Origin of the sequence: Acidiferrobacter sp. SPIII_3 (genome assembly GCF_003184265.1) — a bacterium.
Classification (GTDB): Bacteria; Pseudomonadota; Gammaproteobacteria; order Acidiferrobacterales; family Acidiferrobacteraceae; genus Acidiferrobacter.
Genome location: NZ_CP027663.1, coordinates 1,527,796 through 1,544,901 on the forward strand (window position 1 = coordinate 1,527,796; position 17,106 = coordinate 1,544,901).

General features: G+C 66.9%; 14 protein-coding genes and 1 tRNA gene. 6 read left to right on the forward strand and 9 right to left on the reverse strand.

What is annotated here, in order from left to right:
* Nucleotides 1–71: 71 nt before the first annotated feature.
* The 3 genes from C4901_RS07670 to gltX all read right to left on the reverse strand — a co-directional run bounded on the left by C4901_RS07670 (nt 72) and on the right by gltX (nt 2,044).
* Entirely contained in the window at nt 72–413 is a 342-nt protein-coding gene (locus tag C4901_RS07670; protein WP_110136823.1) for a hypothetical protein, read from the reverse strand.
* Nucleotides 414–542: 129 nt separating this feature from the next.
* Nucleotides 543–618: transfer RNA gene (locus tag C4901_RS07675), tRNA-Ala, on the reverse strand.
* A 16-nt stretch (nt 619–634) separates the two neighbouring features.
* Complete coding sequence (gltX, locus tag C4901_RS07680) at nt 635–2,044, reverse strand: glutamate--tRNA ligase (RefSeq protein WP_110136824.1); 1,410 nt, start codon at nt 2,042–2,044, stop codon at nt 635–637.
* 11 nt (nt 2,045–2,055) lie between these two features.
* Here gltX and C4901_RS07685 point away from each other — a divergent pair, with 11 nt between their 5' ends.
* Nucleotides 2,056–4,665, forward strand: a complete 2,610-nt coding sequence (locus C4901_RS07685) for a PD-(D/E)XK nuclease family protein (RefSeq protein WP_110136825.1) — start codon at nt 2,056–2,058, stop codon at nt 4,663–4,665.
* A complete protein-coding gene (locus C4901_RS07690) occupies nt 4,655–7,939 on the forward strand; it encodes an exodeoxyribonuclease V subunit beta (RefSeq protein ID WP_240611865.1) in 3,285 nt (1,094 codons plus the stop codon). The genes C4901_RS07685 and C4901_RS07690 overlap by 11 nt, the downstream gene beginning before the upstream one ends.
* Nucleotides 7,940–7,958: 19 nt before the next feature.
* Here the strand turns inward: C4901_RS07690 and C4901_RS07695 are convergent, their stop codons facing one another.
* Entirely contained in the window at nt 7,959–9,161 is a 1,203-nt protein-coding gene (locus tag C4901_RS07695) for an NAD(P)/FAD-dependent oxidoreductase (RefSeq protein ID WP_110136827.1), read from the reverse strand.
* Between the two features lie 372 nt (nt 9,162–9,533).
* Nucleotides 9,534–10,499, reverse strand: a complete 966-nt coding sequence (locus C4901_RS07700; protein ID WP_110136828.1) for a hypothetical protein — start codon at nt 10,497–10,499, stop codon at nt 9,534–9,536.
* A gap of 112 nt (nt 10,500–10,611) precedes the next feature.
* On the opposite strand from C4901_RS07700, the gene C4901_RS18010 reads away from it, so the two are divergent.
* Complete coding sequence (locus C4901_RS18010; protein ID WP_205736087.1) at nt 10,612–11,721, forward strand: Druantia anti-phage system protein DruA; 1,110 nt, start codon at nt 10,612–10,614, stop codon at nt 11,719–11,721.
* A gap of 38 nt (nt 11,722–11,759) precedes the next feature.
* A complete protein-coding gene (locus C4901_RS07710; RefSeq protein WP_110136043.1) occupies nt 11,760–12,431 on the forward strand; it encodes an ISAs1 family transposase in 672 nt (223 codons plus the stop codon).
* Here the strand turns inward: C4901_RS07710 and C4901_RS07715 are convergent.
* From C4901_RS07715 to wrbA, 4 genes are all read right to left on the reverse strand, one after another.
* Nucleotides 12,386–13,183 carry a glycosyltransferase family 39 protein gene (locus tag C4901_RS07715; protein ID WP_110136829.1) on the reverse strand — a complete coding sequence of 266 codons (798 nt, stop codon included), beginning with the start codon at nt 13,181–13,183 and terminating at the stop codon, nt 12,386–12,388. The two genes, C4901_RS07710 and C4901_RS07715, sit on opposite strands and share 46 nt — an antisense overlap.
* Before the next feature lie 69 nt (nt 13,184–13,252).
* On the reverse strand, nt 13,253–13,915 hold the full coding sequence (locus C4901_RS07720; protein WP_168185626.1) for a TetR/AcrR family transcriptional regulator: 663 nt from the start codon (nt 13,913–13,915) through the stop codon (nt 13,253–13,255).
* 4 nt (nt 13,916–13,919) lie between these two features.
* A complete protein-coding gene (locus tag C4901_RS07725; RefSeq protein ID WP_110136831.1) occupies nt 13,920–14,630 on the reverse strand; it encodes a pirin family protein in 711 nt (236 codons plus the stop codon).
* On the reverse strand, nt 14,627–15,235 hold the full coding sequence (wrbA, locus tag C4901_RS07730; RefSeq protein WP_110136832.1) for an NAD(P)H:quinone oxidoreductase: 609 nt from the start codon (nt 15,233–15,235) through the stop codon (nt 14,627–14,629). The genes C4901_RS07725 and wrbA overlap by 4 nt, the downstream gene beginning before the upstream one ends.
* A gap of 87 nt (nt 15,236–15,322) precedes the next feature.
* On the opposite strand from wrbA, the gene C4901_RS07735 reads away from it, so the two are divergent.
* Both C4901_RS07735 and C4901_RS07740 read left to right on the forward strand, forming a co-directional pair.
* Nucleotides 15,323–15,673 (forward strand): helix-turn-helix domain-containing protein, encoded by a 351-nt coding sequence (locus C4901_RS07735; RefSeq protein WP_110136833.1) that lies wholly within the window; start codon nt 15,323–15,325, stop codon nt 15,671–15,673.
* A 49-nt stretch (nt 15,674–15,722) separates the two neighbouring features.
* Complete coding sequence (locus C4901_RS07740) at nt 15,723–17,081, forward strand: DNA recombination protein RmuC (protein WP_110136834.1); 1,359 nt, start codon at nt 15,723–15,725, stop codon at nt 17,079–17,081.
* Nucleotides 17,082–17,106: the final 25 nt, after the last annotated feature.

The window sequence follows — 17,106 nt, forward strand, 5'->3', positions numbered from 1 at the left end:
ATTGTCCCGAATATTGTCCGTGGACCTACGCCCTCGGCTTCCGTGGACCTACGCCCTCGGCTTCCTTGGTGTTAATCGCTGCCGCAATCCTTGCCCCGAACGCTCGCAATGGGGCGCCGGGCCAGGGGCAAGTCCGCCCACCACCGAATGATCGCATCCTCACCCTTGGTGCGCTTGTGAGCGACGACCTTGGTTTGGTAGCGACCCAGCGTCTCACGAAGCGTTGTGATCTCGGCTTCGGCGCGAGAAATAAAGGTGCCTCTCCGTATGTCTGATTCAATGTCACCCGCCCAGGCCTCGGCCTCGGCCTTGGTGTCGAAGGCGCGGACCTGTGCCGGATACCCACGGCGCCCGACATGCGCCTGCCAGACGCGCCTGCCGCTAGGACCCTTACGCGGGATGAACGATGGCATACCAACCCCCCCTTTTTCTTGCGTGTGTTTGTGGGGGGGACCTTACCACAGCAAGGACCTGGTTACAGCGAGATTACAGCAAAGTCGGTTTTGGGGAAGGGGAGATATGCTGCTAAGTGCTTGATTTCTTGGTGGAGCCAGGCGGGATCGAACCGCCGACCTCCTGCATGCCATGCAGGCGCTCTCCCAGCTGAGCTATGGCCCCGTAGCGCGCCGCTACTCTAAGGCCTCGCCTCTCGAAAAGCAAGCTGCGTGATGGCCGAATGGAGGCGTGCCACGCAACGCTCACGTCCGAGCAGGGCGCAGGTCACATCGATCGGCGGCGACACCGGGCTGCCGGTCACGGCGATACGCACCGGCTGGGCGAGTTTGCCAAAGGTGAGCCCCTGACCGGTGGCCACGGCTTCGAGTGTCGCGTGCACGGTCTCGCGTGTCCAGGCGGGCTGCGCGGTGAACGCCTCGGCGAGCGCCGTGAGTGCCGCATGCGGGGCGTTGGCCAGGATGGCCTGATTTTTCGGGTCGTCGATCGTAAGCTGTTCGCGATAGAAAAAGAGCGCCTGTTCGGCCATCTCGACCAGGGTCTTGGCACGCTCTTTGAGGGCCAGGACGACGTCGGTGAGCGCCGGACCGGCGGCGGGATCGGCGCCGCGTTCGATAAGGAACGGCCGCAGGCGCTCGGCTATGTCGGCGGCCGGCAGGGTCTTTATGTAGTGTTGGTTGAGCCACAGGAGCTTTTTGGGGTTGATGGCCGCCGCCGCGGCATGCACGTCCTCGATGTCAAAGAGCGCGATCATCTCCGCGCGCGTGAATAGCTCCTGATCGCCGTGGGCCCAGCCAAGCCGCACGAGATAGTTGATGAGGGCCTCGGGCAGGTAGCCTTCGTCGCGATACTGCATGACGCTCACCGCCCCATGGCGCTTGGAGAGCCGTGCGCCGTCTTCGCCGAGAATCATCGGGATGTGGGCGTAGGCCGGGGGCTTGGCGTCGAGCGCGCGCAGCATGTTGATCTGCCGCGGGGTGTTGTTCAGGTGGTCATCGCCGCGGATCACGTGCGTGATGTCCATATCCATGTCGTCCACGACCACCGTGAAGTTGTAGGTCGGCGTGCCATCGCTGCGGGCGATGATGAGATCATCGAGCTCATCATTGCGGAATACCACCCGCCCCTTGACGGCGTCGTCCACCACCACCTCGCCTGTGAGCGGGTTCTTGAAGCGCACCACCGCCTCCGGTGACGGCCCGTGGCCGGCCTCGCGACAGCGGCGGTCGTAGCGGGGTTTTTCCTTGCGCGCCATCTGCGCGGCGCGCCGCTCCTCGAGCTCGGCCTTCGTGCATGTGCAGTAATAGGCATGGCCGTGGGTGATGAGTTCCGACAGGACTTCGCGGTACCGATCGAAGCGCCGGGTTTGGTAGAATGGGCCCTCGTCATAGTCGAGGTTCAAAAACGCCATGCCTTCGAGGATCGCGGCCACCGACTCGGGTGTCGAGCGTTCGAGATCGGTGTCCTCGATACGCAGTACGAAGCGCCCCTGATGTTTGCGGGCAAACAGCCAGGAATAGAGCGCGGTGCGCGCCCCGCCGATGTGCAGATAGCCCGTGGGGCTTGGAGCAAAGCGTGTGCGTATCGTCATAGTGGGGGGCTATGGTACTGAAAACCGCGAATGAATTCACCGGCGGCGCGGATTCCGAACTCGACGGGGCGCTGGCCGCCGGGGCCTGCGTCATCACCGCCAACAACCGCCTTGCCCACCACCTGCATCTCGGCTATGCGCGCCGCCTGCGCGGCGCCGGCCGCCGGGTGTGGGAGACGCCCGACATCCTCCCCTGGTCGGCCTTCGTACAACGCTCGGCGGAAGTGGCGCGCGCGCACGCGGGGGGGCGGGCGCCGCTGACCGCCGCCCAGGAGCAGTGGTTGTGGTCGGAGCTCGTCACCGAATATGACCCCGGTTTTCTCTGTCAGGACCGGGTGTTTGCGGCGCAGGCCGCCGAGGCCTGGCAACTGCTCGCCGATCATGCCTTGCCACTGCCCGAGACCGGGGGCGATCGCGAGAGCGAGATATTCGTGGCGCTGGCGCGGGCCTTCACGCGGCGTCTTGCGGCCCTCGGCCGGGATGATGCCGCGCACGATCCCGCGCGCATCGCCGAGGCGATCGGCGCCGGGCGCATGGCGATCAGTGACCATGTCCTATGGGTGGGCTTTGAGCGGCTGACCCCGGCGCAGGAGGCGGTGAAGACGGCGTGCGCGGCGCGGGGCGCGCGCGTCTCGGTCCTGCCGCTGCCAAACCGGGGCGGGGAGGGCGATGCGCGGATCTTTGCGACCGCGACCGAGGAACTGACCGCGGCCCTCTTGTGGGCGCGCGAGCGCATCACCAGCGAGGGGCATGGGCGCTATGCGCTGGTGGTGGCGGATCTGGCCGCCGAGCGGAAACGTATTGTGCGGCTTGCCCACGAGATCCTGGCATCCCACTCATGCGCAGGGACCGTGCCCTACGAGATATCGCTTGGTACGGCGCTCGCCGAGGCGCCGGTGGTGGCGGCCGCGTTACGTATCTGGCAATTGGCGGCGGGGACGCTGGCCGCCGGGGAGGCCGCCGCTCTCATCCAGTCGCCGTTCCTTCATGAGGCCGAGGCCGAGCGTTCGGCGCGTGCACGATGCGCCTATGAGATGCTGATGGATACGGCCGAGGTCGATGCGACGGCCGTGGCGCGTGGTCTGCGGGGTGGGGCGCCCAGCGCGCACGCCGGCTTTGCGCGTCTTGCGGGCATCGTCCGCCGCTGGCCAAGACGGGCGTCGGCGAGCGCCTGGGCGGGACTGCTCATGGGGGCGCTCACTGCCGTCGGCTGGCCGGGTGCGGCCGCGCACGAAGACTATCAGGCGATCGCTGCGGTGCATGACGTTCTGGAGTCGTTTGCCACCCTGGAGGCGGTGGCCGACGGGATTTCCTACGCGCGGGCGCTCGGGTTTGTGCAAGGTGCCCTCGGCGATCGGGTCTTTCAGCCGCGTGGAGGCGATGCCCGGTTGCAGATACTGGGACCGCTCGAGGCGATAGGCCTCACGTTCGACGGTCTCTGGGTGATGAATCTGCATGACCGGGCGTGGCCCGCGGTGCGTCCCCCCCATCCGCTGCTGCCGCTTGCCTTCCAGCGCGCCCATCGCCTCCCGCATGCCTTCGTCGAGGACGATATTCGCTTTGCCGGGCGCGTACTTGAGGATCTGGTCGGCGCCGCGCCCGAGACCATACTGAGTTCCGCCCGCCACGATGCCTCCGGTCCGCTGCGCCCGAGCCGGGCGTTGATCGCGCGCGCGGCGGCGGATGTCGAAGCGCCGGCGTTTGTGAGCCGCTTTGGGCAGGCGTTTGCCGCGCGCGCGGCGCTCGAGGATTATCCTGTGCGCGCCGCACCCCTGGACGAGGCGCGCACCGGGCCGTTCGCGGCCGGTCTGCTCGCCGCTCAGGCCGCGTGCCCCTTTCGGGCCCTGGCCCAGTATCGGCTGCGTGCCGACCCCCTCGATGCCCCGGGATATGGACTGACGCCGGCTTTGCGCGGCGCGGTGGCGCACAAGGTCATGGAGATCTGGTTTGGCGATTTTCCCGAGCCACGCGCATGGCTTATCCTGGACATGGATACGCGCGCGCGCCGTATCGCCGAGACCGTGGCGGCGGCGCAGGCCACGGCCGCCGACGACTATGCGCGTTTCCCGGCGGCGTTCGTGGCCCTCGAGGCGCGCCGCATGGAGCGCTTGCTGGCGGAATTCCTCGGGCGCGAGGAGGCGCGGCCGGCGTTCCGGGTGGTGGGGCGCGAGAAGGAGGTGACGCTGCGTTGCGGGCCGCTTGCGATGCGCGGCCGCATCGACCGTGTGGATCTGATCGACGGGCGTGCGGTGCTCATCGACTACAAGACCGGCCGGATGCCGGCCGTGGATTGGATGACCGAGCGCCCCGAATATCCGCAGCTTTTGTTTTATGCCGTGGCCGAAGGCCCGGAAGTGGCGGGCATCGCGTACGCGGGATTGTCGGTGCGCGAGGGCGGCTACAAGGCCTGGACGCGTGACGGGGACCTCGTGCCGGGGGCCACGGTAGTGGCCGATTGGGAGCAGGTGGCGGGGGCGTGGCCGGCGCTTCTGGCGCGCCTGGCGGGGGATTTCGCCGCCGGCGGCGGGGCCGTCGATCCCTTGGACGGGGCCTGTGAATATTGCGGGCGCGAGGGTTTCTGTCGGATCGATGAGGGAGGCGGGGGTGGTGATGACGAGTGATGCCGAGGCCCGGCGCGCGGCCATCGACCCGACCCGCTCGCTCGTGGTTCAGGCCCCCGCCGGATCCGGCAAGACCGCGCTCTTGATTCAGCGCTATCTGGCGCTGCTTGCGCGCGTCGAGACCCCCGAGGAGATACTCGCGCTCACCTTTACGCGCAAGGCCGCAGAAGAGATGCGGTCGCGGGTGCTGGCGGCCTTGACGGCGGACTTTACGGTCCCCGGGGGAAACGACTACGAACGCGAGCTCGCGGCACTGGCGCAGGCCGCCGCGCGCGCAGGCGAGCAGCGCGGCTGGTTTCTCGCGGATTGCCCGGGACGGCTGCGCATTCAGACCTTCGATGCGTTCTGTGGGCAGATCGTCAACCAGTGGCCGGCGGCGGCCGGTGTCGGCGTGGCCCTGGAGGTGGCGCAGGACCCTGCGGCCCTCTATGCCGAGGCCGCACTGGCGACGTTCGCGGAGCTCGGGGCTGATGATGCCGTCGGTCAGGCGCTCGCAGCGCTGCTGCCGGCGCTTGGCAACGATGTCGATCGCTTCGTGGCGCTGGTCGGAGAACTCTTGGGGCGCCGCGAACAATGGCTGCCGGTGGTGCTCGAGACCGGATCGGCCGCCCCCGAGCAGGCGCGCGCGCGTCTCGAGGGGGTGTTTCTGCGTCTGGCCCATGAGGCCATGGCGCGCGCCCGCGCCCTGTTTCCGGAGGAGGCGTTGGGACCGGCCTGCGCGTATCTCGCTACCATCACCGGTGATCCGGACTGGCAGCCGGCGCATCTGGGCGCCGACGGGGTGGGGGCCTTGCGGCTCTGGCAGCGCCTCGCCGGGTATTTTTTGACCGGCGGCGGGGGGTTACGTAAGCAGCTCAAGGATTGGCCGAAGGATTTCGGGTCCACGCGTGCCTTCATGGCGCAATTCGGTGATCCCGAGGGGCTTGCGGGTGCGCTCAATGCGCTTGTCGCCTGGGGGCCGTGCAGCTATGGCGATGGCCAGTGGCAACGGCTGTCGGCCTTGCTGCGTATCCTGCCGGCGGCCTCGGCGCAGCTCCAGATGGTGTTTGCCCGTCACGGCGCGTGGGACTTCACCGAGGCCGCGCTACGCGCCCTGCAGGCCTTGGGGACGGAGGGCGAGCCGACCGCCGGGGCGCTGCGGCTTGACCGGCGCCTGCAGCATGTCCTCGTTGATGAGTTTCAGGACACCTCGGTCTTGCAGTACCGGCTGCTCGAGCGTCTGACCAGCGAGTGGGTGCCGGGGGAGCCGCGCAGCCTGTTCGTCGTCGGTGACCCCATGCAATCGATCTATGGATTTCGCAAGGCCGAGGTCGGGTTGTTCTTCAAGCTCGCACGCGAAGGACTTGGATCGTGGCCGTTGGAATCGGTGACCCTGAGCGCCAATTTCCGCTCGCGCGCGGGTCTCGTCGCGTGGGTCAATGAGGCCTTCGCGCGCCTTTTGCCAAAGCGCTTCGTGAGTGACGAGGGCGCGGTCCCGCACGCGCCCGCGACCGCCGTGCGCGGCGCCGGCGGCGCGGTGCGCGTCCATGGGCTCGTGGATGCGGACATGGAGGGTGAGGCCGACTATGTGGCGCGGCTGGTGGGCGATATCCGCGCACAGCGCCCGGGGGTCGAGATCGGCATTCTGGTGCGCTCGCGGGCGCACGGGCATGCGATCGCGGCGGCGCTCACCGCCGCCGGGTTGCGCTTCGCGGGCGAGGAGCTCTACTCCCTGGGGACCCGTCCCGTGATCCGCGACCTGCTGGCGCTCACCGAAACGTTGCTGTTTCCGGCGGCGCGCTTGAGCGCCTTGAGCGGCCTTCGCGCCCCCTGGTGCGGGCTCGATCTCGCCGATCTGGTAGCGCTCTGCGAGGGAGACCCGCGACCGCTGGCCGACATCCTCGCAGACGAGGCGCGCGTGGCACGCTTGAGTGCTGACGGACGATCGCGTGTGGCGCGGATGCGCGATGTATTGCACGCCGCCCAGAGACAGCGCGGGCGCGTCCCCCTATCGCGCTGTGTGGAGGAGGCATGGCTTGCCCTCGGCGGACCCGCGGCACTCGCTACGCAGACGGCGTTCGACGAGGCCTTGGTCTTTTTCGAGACGTTGTCGGAATGCGAAGTGGCGGGCGAGGTGGACATCTGGCAGCTGCGCGCGCACCTGCAAAAACTCTACGCACCCCCCGATCCACAGGCCTCGGGCCTGCATATCCTGACCATCCATAAGGCCAAGGGGCTGGAATACGATGTCGTCATCTGTCCGGGGCTCGGCCGCCGGACGCGCGGTGACGGGCGCCCGCTGCTGCTTGTGCAAGAGACCGAGGGCCCGCGCGGCACGGACCTCTTGCTCGCACCCTTGAAGGCCCATGATGAGGACAAGGATGCGCTCTACGATGCCGTGTGGGGCTTTGCCGCGCGCCGTCGCGAACATGAGGTGCGCCGGCTGCTTTATGTGGCGTGCACGCGCGCCCGCGAGGACCTGCACCTCATTGGTCATGCCCAAGGCAAGGACGATGGTTCAGTGCAGACGACAGGCCTTTGGACGGTGTTGTGGCCGGTCATAGGGGCGAGCTTCCGGCAGTCATGCGTGGCATGCGAATCCGGCACCGGGGCGGTGGCGCCCGCACCCATCGGTCTGCGCCGCATCGCGCGCGGTGCGCTGACTGGGGTGTCGCCGGGCCCCTCGCCGGTCACGGGCGAGGAGCACGCATCGGGCGTCGATGCGCCGGTGGTCTTCGATTGGGCAGGCAGCCGTATCCGGCGCATCGGTATCGTCGTTCATGCCCTGTTGGCCGAGCTCGCCGATGCCGGCCTGCCGGAGGGCGCGGGACTTCCGGATGCCTTGAGGACGCGCATCGAGGGTCTCCTGTATGGCCAGGGATTCGCGGCGCAGGATCTGCGGTCGGCGCGCGCCACGGTGATGGAGGCCCTGACCCGCACGTTACAGGATGCCGACGGGCGCTGGATCCTGGGACCGCACGCAAACGCCCGCAACGAGTACGCCCTGAGCACGTTCGACGGGGGTGCGGTGCTCACCGCCCGCGTCGATCGCACGTTCATCGACGGCGAGGGCGTCCGCTGGATCATCGATTACAAGACCGGTCGCCACGAAGGGGCTGATCGCGAGGGGTTTCTCGACCGCGAGCGCGAGCGCTATGGCGGGCAACTGGCGCGCTATGCGCGTCTCTTTCAGGATCTCGATGGCCGGCCCGTGGAGCTTGGGCTTTACTTCCCGTTACTGGCGGCCTTCCGGCATTGGCGCTATGAGCCCGGCGACCAACCGCGGGACGGGTGAGAGACCCGCAAACGAGGGCTCAGAAACGCCGGAGATAGAGCAGAAAGGCCTTCTCGAAGGTCGATTTCACGCGGATCAGACGCCGCGAGCGGCGCGGGAAGAGACCGCCAAAGGGTGGCCTGCCGTCTTCCGAGCGATGCATCCAGAGCGCGTCATCGCCCATGTCGAGGATGCACGAGAGTTCATGGCGATAGCGGTGCGAGGGCGGTGCGCCGGCGAGCAGTTCGCGCAGATTGGCGGCGGCCCTGGCGCGCAATTGCGCCATGTGCGCCTGGTGGGGCACCCACGAGGGCGGGGCCTCGTGACCGGCGCAGTCGCCGGCGGCCAGCACCCGGGCAAGGCCCGGGACCTGGCCATAGCGATCGACGGCGATGTGGCCGCCGGGCGTGCGCGCAAGCCCGGCGGTATCGGCATAAGCCGGGCCGGTCATGGGCGGTGAGTATAAGATGGCATCGGCGCGCCGAAAGCGTCCGTTGGCGTCGGTCATGCCGCCGGCGACGAATGCCGCCGGCGCGTAACCGTCGTCCATGATGATGCCGCGCTCCACGAGCCGGTCCGTCAATGGGCCCTTTTCGCCTGCGGCACGGTTCGGGGAAAAGAAATGGATCTCGAACTTGTCGCGCACGCCGCGGCGGCGCAGGGCGAAATCCAGCAGGCACGCGCACTCGTACATCGGGCCCGTGCGTCCGGCCACGAACCCTTCTTCCTTGTGGAAGGCAAATCCGATGGAGATGACCCCTTCGCTCAGGCCAGCGACGCGCGTCACGAAACGCATCATGTCATCCGGACCGTAGCAGGGCGAGCCGGTGAACGCGCGCGTCCCCGGGATCTCGTCTTTGCGAAACGTGGGACCGGTTCCGAGAAACAGCGCGTCATTGTCGTAGCGCGCCCCGCTCGCGGTTACGATCGAGCGTCCGGCGTCCTCGATGCCGGCGATGCGATCGTCGATGAAGCGCACATGGCGGCGTTGCAAAAACGGCCGGATGTCGACCGTCACGTCCTCGCGCGTGCGCGCACCGATCAGAAATTCCGGCAGCGCCGGAAAGTACACGAATTGAGGTGGCCCCACGAGCGTGATGTCGAGATGGGCGCGCATTCGCCGCAGGGGGGCAGGGATCGGCAGGAAAGGCGGGTCTTCCAGGAGGTATATGAGGAAAAAGAGGGACGCGAAACCGCTGCCTACGATGGTGACGCGCGCCAAGTTCTGGCGGGACGGCCGCATGGACACCCCCTGGATTCCGGTGGTGACGGATTAAAGGAGGAGTACAGACCTCGTTTCGGGGGACGGGATGATGGCGATCAAGGGGTCCATTGCGAGCCGATGGGGTCTGAGCGCGCCGCTACCGGTGCCGGCGCCCGCTACACGCAACCAAGGCCGGCGACCGGGAAAGGGGCCCGGGCCCATAGGTCCGGGCTGGTGTTCCGGGGGTTGGGGCGCGTGCGTCCGCGGTCGTGGCGATCGAATAGCTCCGGGCGCCTGGCACAAAAAGCCCCCTTCCGTGGGAAGGGGGCCCGCCATCGTCCTTGATGGGTATCGACGCATCCTTGCGACGGGTTCTACTGTACCCCGTGTCGCACGGCCGCGCCCTCCGACTTAGGTCCCGGCCGATGCGGCGTGTGCCGGTCCCACCTGATGGCGCGGGTGGGCGCGGGATGGCGGATGCGCGTGGTTCGCAAGCGCGTGGCGCGCGTGCCGCAAGGCCGGGCGGTGGTCCCGGACCGTGTTTTCCACGGCCACGTCACGACCATTGCTGGCCACGACATGGAAGTGTCCATAGCGTGCCCATGAGGCCTGATCCTTGATCGAGCCCACGATGAACACCCGTTGCCGCCGTGCCAGTGCCACCAGGGCCTTGCCGGTGATCAGACGGTGCGCCTTGGGGTTATGGCGGATGCCGTAATAGAGATCCCCTTGGCGCGGATCGAAGACATAGATCGGCCGATGGAGATAGAAGTCCAACGACGAGAGGTCCTCGTAATGATGCGCCACGAACACATAGGAGTGCGGCGTGAGATGCGGGATCAAGGCCATGGCGAGGTCTTTCGAGGCGTAGCGATTGGGGTGCGCGATCGAGAATGTCAGAAAAAGCGCGGCAAACGCCGCAAGCGAGCCTACGGCGACAATCGGCAGCACGCGCATCGTGCGCGGCTGGCGCTCCCATAGCGCCGCAAGGAAGAAGCCGAGATAGATGAGCGCCGCGCCGACGAGGTAGGGGCGCATGGCCACGTGCGGAATGTGCAGCGCCACGACCCCGGCGATCACGCAGAGCACGGCGAACGCCGCTAACAATCGCATGAGTGAACGGCCCCTGAGGTCGGGCAGGGCGCGTCCCAGAAACAACGCGAGCGCCGGCATCGCCGGCAGCATGTAGTAAGACGATGAAGTCTTGGACAGCGTGAAGAAGATGAGATAGGCCGCCGCCCATATGAGCAGGAAGCGATCCAGGCGGTCGTACGGCCGCCTCCTCATGAAGGCCTCCAGGAAAAACGGTGTCCACGGGAAAATACCGAGCAGCAGGTGCTCGAAATTATAGTAGAACGGCGGCCTCCGGTAGTCCATCGGCTTCAGGGTCCCGAGCAGGGCGAATTTGTCCTCAGAAGATTCCCGTCCCTATAGAACAACTTAACCTCGGTCACTGGACAAGCCTGCAGCGCTGCGGCATCATGGGCGTATGGAAGCACCCCCGATTTTCGACGGCCAGGCCCTTTCAGAACTGGTGGTCCGGCCCGTCACGCGTGGCGAAGGGCCGCGTTATCAGGAGCAGATGGCCCGTCATCATTACCTTGGCGATCTCCCGAAGCTCGGCGAGACCCTTTGGTATGTCGCCACGTGGCGCGGGCAATGGCTGGCGCAGCTCACGCTATCGGCGGCTGCACTCAAGTGCGGCGTGCGCGATCGCTGGATCGGCTGGGATTTCCGCAGCCAGTATGACCGCCTGAAGCTCATCGCCAACAACAGCCGCTTCCTGATTCTTCCGCAAGGCCGCTTCCCGAATGTCGGTTCGCGTGTGCTCGGCCTGCTTGAACGGCGGGTCGCCGCCGACTGGCAACGGCATTTCGGCCATTCGTTGCTGCTGCTGGAAACCTTCGTCGATCCCCGCCGCTTTCATGGCGGCGTCTACCGAGCCGCCAACTGGCTGGCACTGGGTAAGACGCGCGGCTATCGGCGAACGCGCACAGGCTACAGCGACGAGGCCGAGGCGCCGAAGTGGGTGTTCGTGCGCCCGCTGCACCGCCGCGCCACCGCCTTGCTCATCCATCCCGACCGCGACCGGCTGGGCCTCACCGGGACCCCGAAGATGCAACTCAACGCCCACCAAATGCGCTCCCTTCCCCTGTGTTTTGCCGCCATTCCCGATCCGCGCCGAGCCCAAGGGCGTCGGCACCGCCTGCCGGTGGTGCTGGCACTGGCCGCTGGCGCGACGCTCTGCGGCTTGCGTGGCTACAAGGCGATGGCCGAATGGGCCGCCGATCTGGGGCAGGCCGCCCGGGCGCGCTTCGGCTGTCGGCGCAGGCGCATGAACGGGAAGGACCATCATTACGAGGTACCCAGCGAATTCGTCATCCGGGACTGCCTCGTCCGGATCGATGCGGGCGCCCTGGACGCCGCGCTCGCATCGTGGCAAAAGGCCTGGGGCCTCATCGACGAGGCGCTGGCCATCGACGGCAAGACGATGAAGGGCGCCATTGACGACGAGGGCCGGCAGGCACACATCATGAGCGTCGTCGGACACGAGTCCGAACACTGCTACGCCCAAAAAAAGTCGGTACCCTGCCTGTAGCCGGGGCCGACGAACACAAGCAGACCAACGAAATCGGCATGGCCATCCCGCTGCTTGCGGGATGCGAACTCGCCGGCCGGGACATCACCGCCGATGCGCTGCTGACGCAACGCGCATTGGCTGAACACATCGTCCGGCAAGGAGCACACTACCACTTCACGGTCAAGGGCAACCAGCCGGCGCTTCAGGCCGCCATCGCGCTGTATTTCAAGGAGCGCGGGGCACCCGACTACACCCAAACGCCGACCCTGGCCCACGGTCGCATCGAAACCCGCCGCATCTGGTGCACGGACGCGCTCAACGATTACCTCGACTTCCCGCATGTCGGCCAATGCTTCCTCATCGAGCGCGAAAGTGTCGAGAAGACGACCGGCAAGCACAGCAGCGAGGTCGTGCTCGGGATCACCAGCCGTCCTTCGCACAACGCCTGCCCTGAACGTCTGCTCAAGCTCAATCGCGGGCACTGGACCATCGAAGCCAAGCATCACAAGCTCGACTGGAATTACGACGAGGACCGCAGCCGCATCCGCACCGGCCGCGGCCCGGAGAATATCACCCGCCTGCGCCGTTTCGCGCTGGGCGTGCTCAAGTCCTTCCAAAAACCGGGGCAATCCATCGCCGCAATGATGCGCCGACTCGGCAGGCGCTCACGCACGGTCATGGATTATCTGCGGCTGACCTCCAATTCCCGTGCCACGGTCATGGCTTGAGAACAAATTTGCCGTGGGGTCCCGAGGAAGCGGTCGAAGTGCTCCTGAATGATGTAACGGTCGAAGAATCCGGGGACGTGCAGCACCATCCAGATGTGCCAGGGCAGGGCAATGACGAAAAAGACAGCCCAGGCGGCGAGAAACGGCCGCCAGCGTATCGTGCGTCGCTCGAGCGCCAGGAACACGATCACGATGAGCCCGGGCAGGACGATCCCTATGAGGCCCTTGGTAAGGCACGCCAAGGCGCTCGCGGCCGCGGCCAGCATCAACCGCGAGGGCTCTTCGGGACGCTCGATATAGGCGTAGAACGCAAGCAGCGTGATGGTGTGAAAGAGCGTGAACGTCATGTCGAACATCGCGAGCTGCGACATCATGTAAAAGCCGATCGACGAGAACAGGATCACCGCCGGCCATAGCGGCTCACGAAAGCGCGCGCGGGCGAAACGTGTCACAACCAGCAAGGTCCCGAGGGCGGCCAGGGCCGAGGGCAGGCGCGCGGCGAACTTTCCTATGCCGAAGATCTTGTAAGACAGCATGATGAGCCAGTAGAGGATCGGTGGCTTCTCGAGATAGGGCATGCCATCGAGGCGCGGTATCATCGGATTGTGCGCGAGCATTTCGCGCGCGGCCTCGGCATAGAGGCCTTCGTTCAGATTGAAGAGCGGCCGCAATGCGAGCGGGACGAAGGTCAGGACCAGTATGGCTAAGATCAGGATGGCGGTGGCGCCGCGACGCGTGACAGGAGACGACATGTGCGCATGCTAGCAGACACGACCGCGGCGCGTAAGGTGTCGGCGGCGGTGATGACACGAGGGCGCGGCTTAGGCCATGCCCGAGCGCGTGCCCGTGGGATGCGCGGGCGAGGACTCCAAGCGGTCGCTTGCCGAGGCGTGGGCGGGGCCGCGCAGCGCGCCGATGTAGCGCAGGAGTTCTTGAGCGCAGCGGGACAGGGTCGAGGGATGGGCGTAACGCACGGTCTCTCGGCATCCCTCCCATGCCGACAGAATGAACAGCGCGGCGGCCTCGCAATCGATGTCGGCCAAAACGAAGCCTGCATGGCGCGCACGCGTAAGGCCGGCGCTAAGCCGCTTGCGCCAATGCGCGAGCCGCTCGCTTATCAAAAGGTGGGCGGGCGGGTCATGCGCCACGAGCTCTGCGATCAGCCCCGGCAGTGAGCGGTGGGTGCAGGCGTCGCCGGTGGCGATATGGTGGACGAGTCCCGCCGCAAGCCGCGGCAGGGGGTCGCCCTCGGAGGCCAGGGGCTGTATCCATAGCTGGTCGATTTCCCGGCCCATGGTCTCCACGAGCGTCGTCAGGGCCAGGGATCGCTTATCCGGAAAATAATGATAGAGCGCGCCCTTGGTCACCCCGGCGCGCGCGGCGATGCGATCGAGTCGCGCGGCCTTGAATCCCCGCTCCCGGAGTTCCTCCCACGAAGCCTCGATGAGGCGCGCATAGGTCGACGGTCCAGGTCCCCGCGTCATCGGATCACAGCTGCTGCCGGCGCAGGTCGAAGAACAGCACAGCACTGTCGGTGTCGGCGGTGAACGCGACCTCCCCGGTGTCGACGAGGCGCGCGCCATCGCCGGCATGAAGGGTCGCGCCGCATGTGGCGATGCGCCCGTGGATCACATGCACATAGGCCATGCGGGAAGCCATGATGGGCAGGCTCGCGGACTCGCCGCAGGCGAGATCGGCGGTCAACAGCCGGGCGTCCTGGTGCCAATGGAGCCCGGCATCCGCCGGGTGGCCGGATACCAGCACCTGGAAGCGGCCGCGCCGGCCGTCCGCGGGCGGCGTGAACTGTTCATACTCGGGCGCATGGCCGGGGCGATCGGGGTACACCCACATCTGAAAAAGATGCACGGGCGTGTGCCGCGACGCATTGCGCTCGCTATGGACGACGCCGGTACCGGCGGTCATGCGCTGCACATCCCCGGCCGTGATCACCGATCCGTGGCCCAGGCTGTCTTCATGACGCAGCGCCCCGGCCAGGACATAGGTGACGATCTCCATGTCGCGGTGCGGATGCGCGGCGAATCCGCCCCCGCCGCGGATCAGGTCCTCGTTGATGACCCGCAGATCCCCAAAGCCCTGCTGCTCGGGGTCGTGGTAGTCACCAAACGAGAACGTGTGATGGCTCGTGAGCCATCCGTGCTCGCTCAAGCCGCGGTGATCGGCGCGCCGGATGTCGATCACGCCGCGGTCTGCAGGCGTGCCGCCAGCCGCGCGACGTGTTCGCCCTGAAAACGCGCAACCGAGAGTTCATTGGCGCTCGGCTGGCGGCCGCCATCGCCGCCCGCGAGCGTGGCCGCCCCATAGGGGCTGCCGCCGGTGACCTCATCCATGCGGGTCAGTCCGGGGCAGGAGTAGGGGACCCCGACGATGATCATGCCGTGGTGGAGCAGGGTGGTGTGGAAGGATGTCACGGTCGTCTCCTGGCCGCCGTGCTGCGTGCCGGTGCTGACAAACACGCTGCCGATCTTGCCGATCAACTTGCCGGCACTCCATAGCGAGCCGGTGCGATCCAGAAAATGGCGCATCTGCGCGCACATGTTGCCGAAACGCGTGGGCGTGCCAAATACGATGGCGTCGTAATGCTCGAGATCGGCCGGCTCGGCGATGGGTGCCGCCTGCGCGGTCTTGGCATGCATGGCCGCCAGGGTCTCGGGCGGCAGCAGTTCCGGTACCCGCTTGATGTCGACGGTGGCGCCGGCGACCGTGCGCGCCCCTTCGGCGACGGCCTCGGCCATGCGCTCCACATGCCCCCAAGTGCTGTAGTACAAGATCAGAATGCGGCTCATGCAACCCTCCTGTGAGGAAACGCGTTATGATGACCGCACTCTAACCGTACTTAGTTATCTTTGTGAAGTAGGTATTTAAAAGTAACCATGGAGACATCCTCACCCTGTCCGGTTGATGCCGTCCTGAAGCTCCTTGCGGGGCCGTGGACGACGCATGTCTTGTGGGTGCTGCAGACCCAGGGTGCGCTGCGTTTCGGGGCCTTGAAGCGCGCCATCCCCGGGGTCTCGAGCCGACTCTTGACTGAGCGCCTGCGGCGGCTTGCGAGCGCGGGCTTCGTGGCGCGTGAGATGGTGCCGAGCGTCCCGCCCCAGGTGACCTACCGCCTGACCGAGCGCGGTCGCCGGTTGGGAGAGGTCCTGGCGCAACTGCAGCCTATTGTGAGCGAGTGGGAGGCGCAAGCGGCCGGCGAGGCCGAGGCACCTTTGGGGTTGCCGTGATGGTAGGCGCCATGGGCGGTCTTAGCGGCATGCCCCGGCGCGGGACGTCATGAGCCCGGTACTGGCCGCTATCCTGGGGGCGCTTGCAGGCGGTGTGGTCGGCGCATGGCTATGGGGGCGCGAGCGGCGCACGGCCGCGGCGCTTGAAGAGACCCGGCAGACGCTGGCTTCGCGTGATGCCGATCTAGCGCGCGCCAACGCTGCGTTCGGCGCGCTGCAGATCGAGCATATGAAGCTCACGGAGCGCGCGCGCTACGAAGACCAGATCCATAACGAGCGGTTGGCGTCTTTGCGCGATGCCCAAAAGACCGTAGGCGAGATGTTCAAGGGGTTGTCGCAAGAGGCGTTGCAACGCAACAACGAGCTATTCCTGGGGCTTGCCCAGGAGCGTCTGGCGAACCTCACCCAGGGCGCGAGCGCCGAGTTGCACGCCCGCGAGCAGGCGATCGCGCACCTCGTGGGGCCGGTGGTGGAGCGCCTCAATCGCGTCGATGCGCTGCTTGCACAGCTGGAGGTCAAGCGCGAAAGCGCGTATCAATCGCTCACGGATCAGGTCAAGGCACTGATCGAGAGCCACCTGCCGAGACTCCATCGCGAGACTGCAAACCTCGTGAAGGCCCTGCGCGAGCCGGCCGCGCGCGGGCGCTGGGGCGAGCTGCAATTACGGCGTGTGGTGGAAATGGCCGGTATGCTCGATCATTGCGATTTCATCGAACAGGCCCAAAGGACCGGAGACGAGGGGCGCATCCTGCGTCCCGATCTGGTGGTGAGACTGCCCGGCGGCCGGCACGTGGTGGTGGACGCCAAGACCCCGGTCGACGCCTATCTGAACGCCGTGGAGGCCGATGACGAGGCGGTGCGGGCCTCATACCTCAAGCGTCACGCCGCCCAGGTACGCACGCATCTCGGTCAACTCGCGAAAAAGGCCTATTGGGAACAGTTTCCGCGGGCCCCGGAGTTCGTGGTCATGTTCGTGCCCGGCGAGGTGTTCTTCAGCGCCGCCCTGCGTGAAGACCCGTCTCTGATCGAGACCGGCGTCGACCAGAAGGTGATTCCGGCAAGCCCCACCACCCTGATCGCGCTGTTACGCGCGGTCTCTTATGGCTGGCAACAGGATGCCATCGCGCGCAACGCCGAGGAGATCGCCGCGCTCGGCCGTGAGCTCTACAAGCGCGTGGCCCTGCTCGGCCGGGGCTGGTCGGATACCGGCGCGAAACTCGCAGCCGCGGTGCAGGCCTACAACAAGACCGTCGGCACGCTCGAGGCCCGGGTCTTGCCGCAGGCGCGGCGTTTCCGGGATCTGCGCGCCGCCGACGAGGAGGAGATCGCCGCGCTCGATATCCTGCCCGAGGAACCGCGTCCGCTGTCGGCGCCGGAGCTTGCCGGACCCGCGAACGCGGACGACTGAGGAGGCGGGCGCGAGATGACGCGCC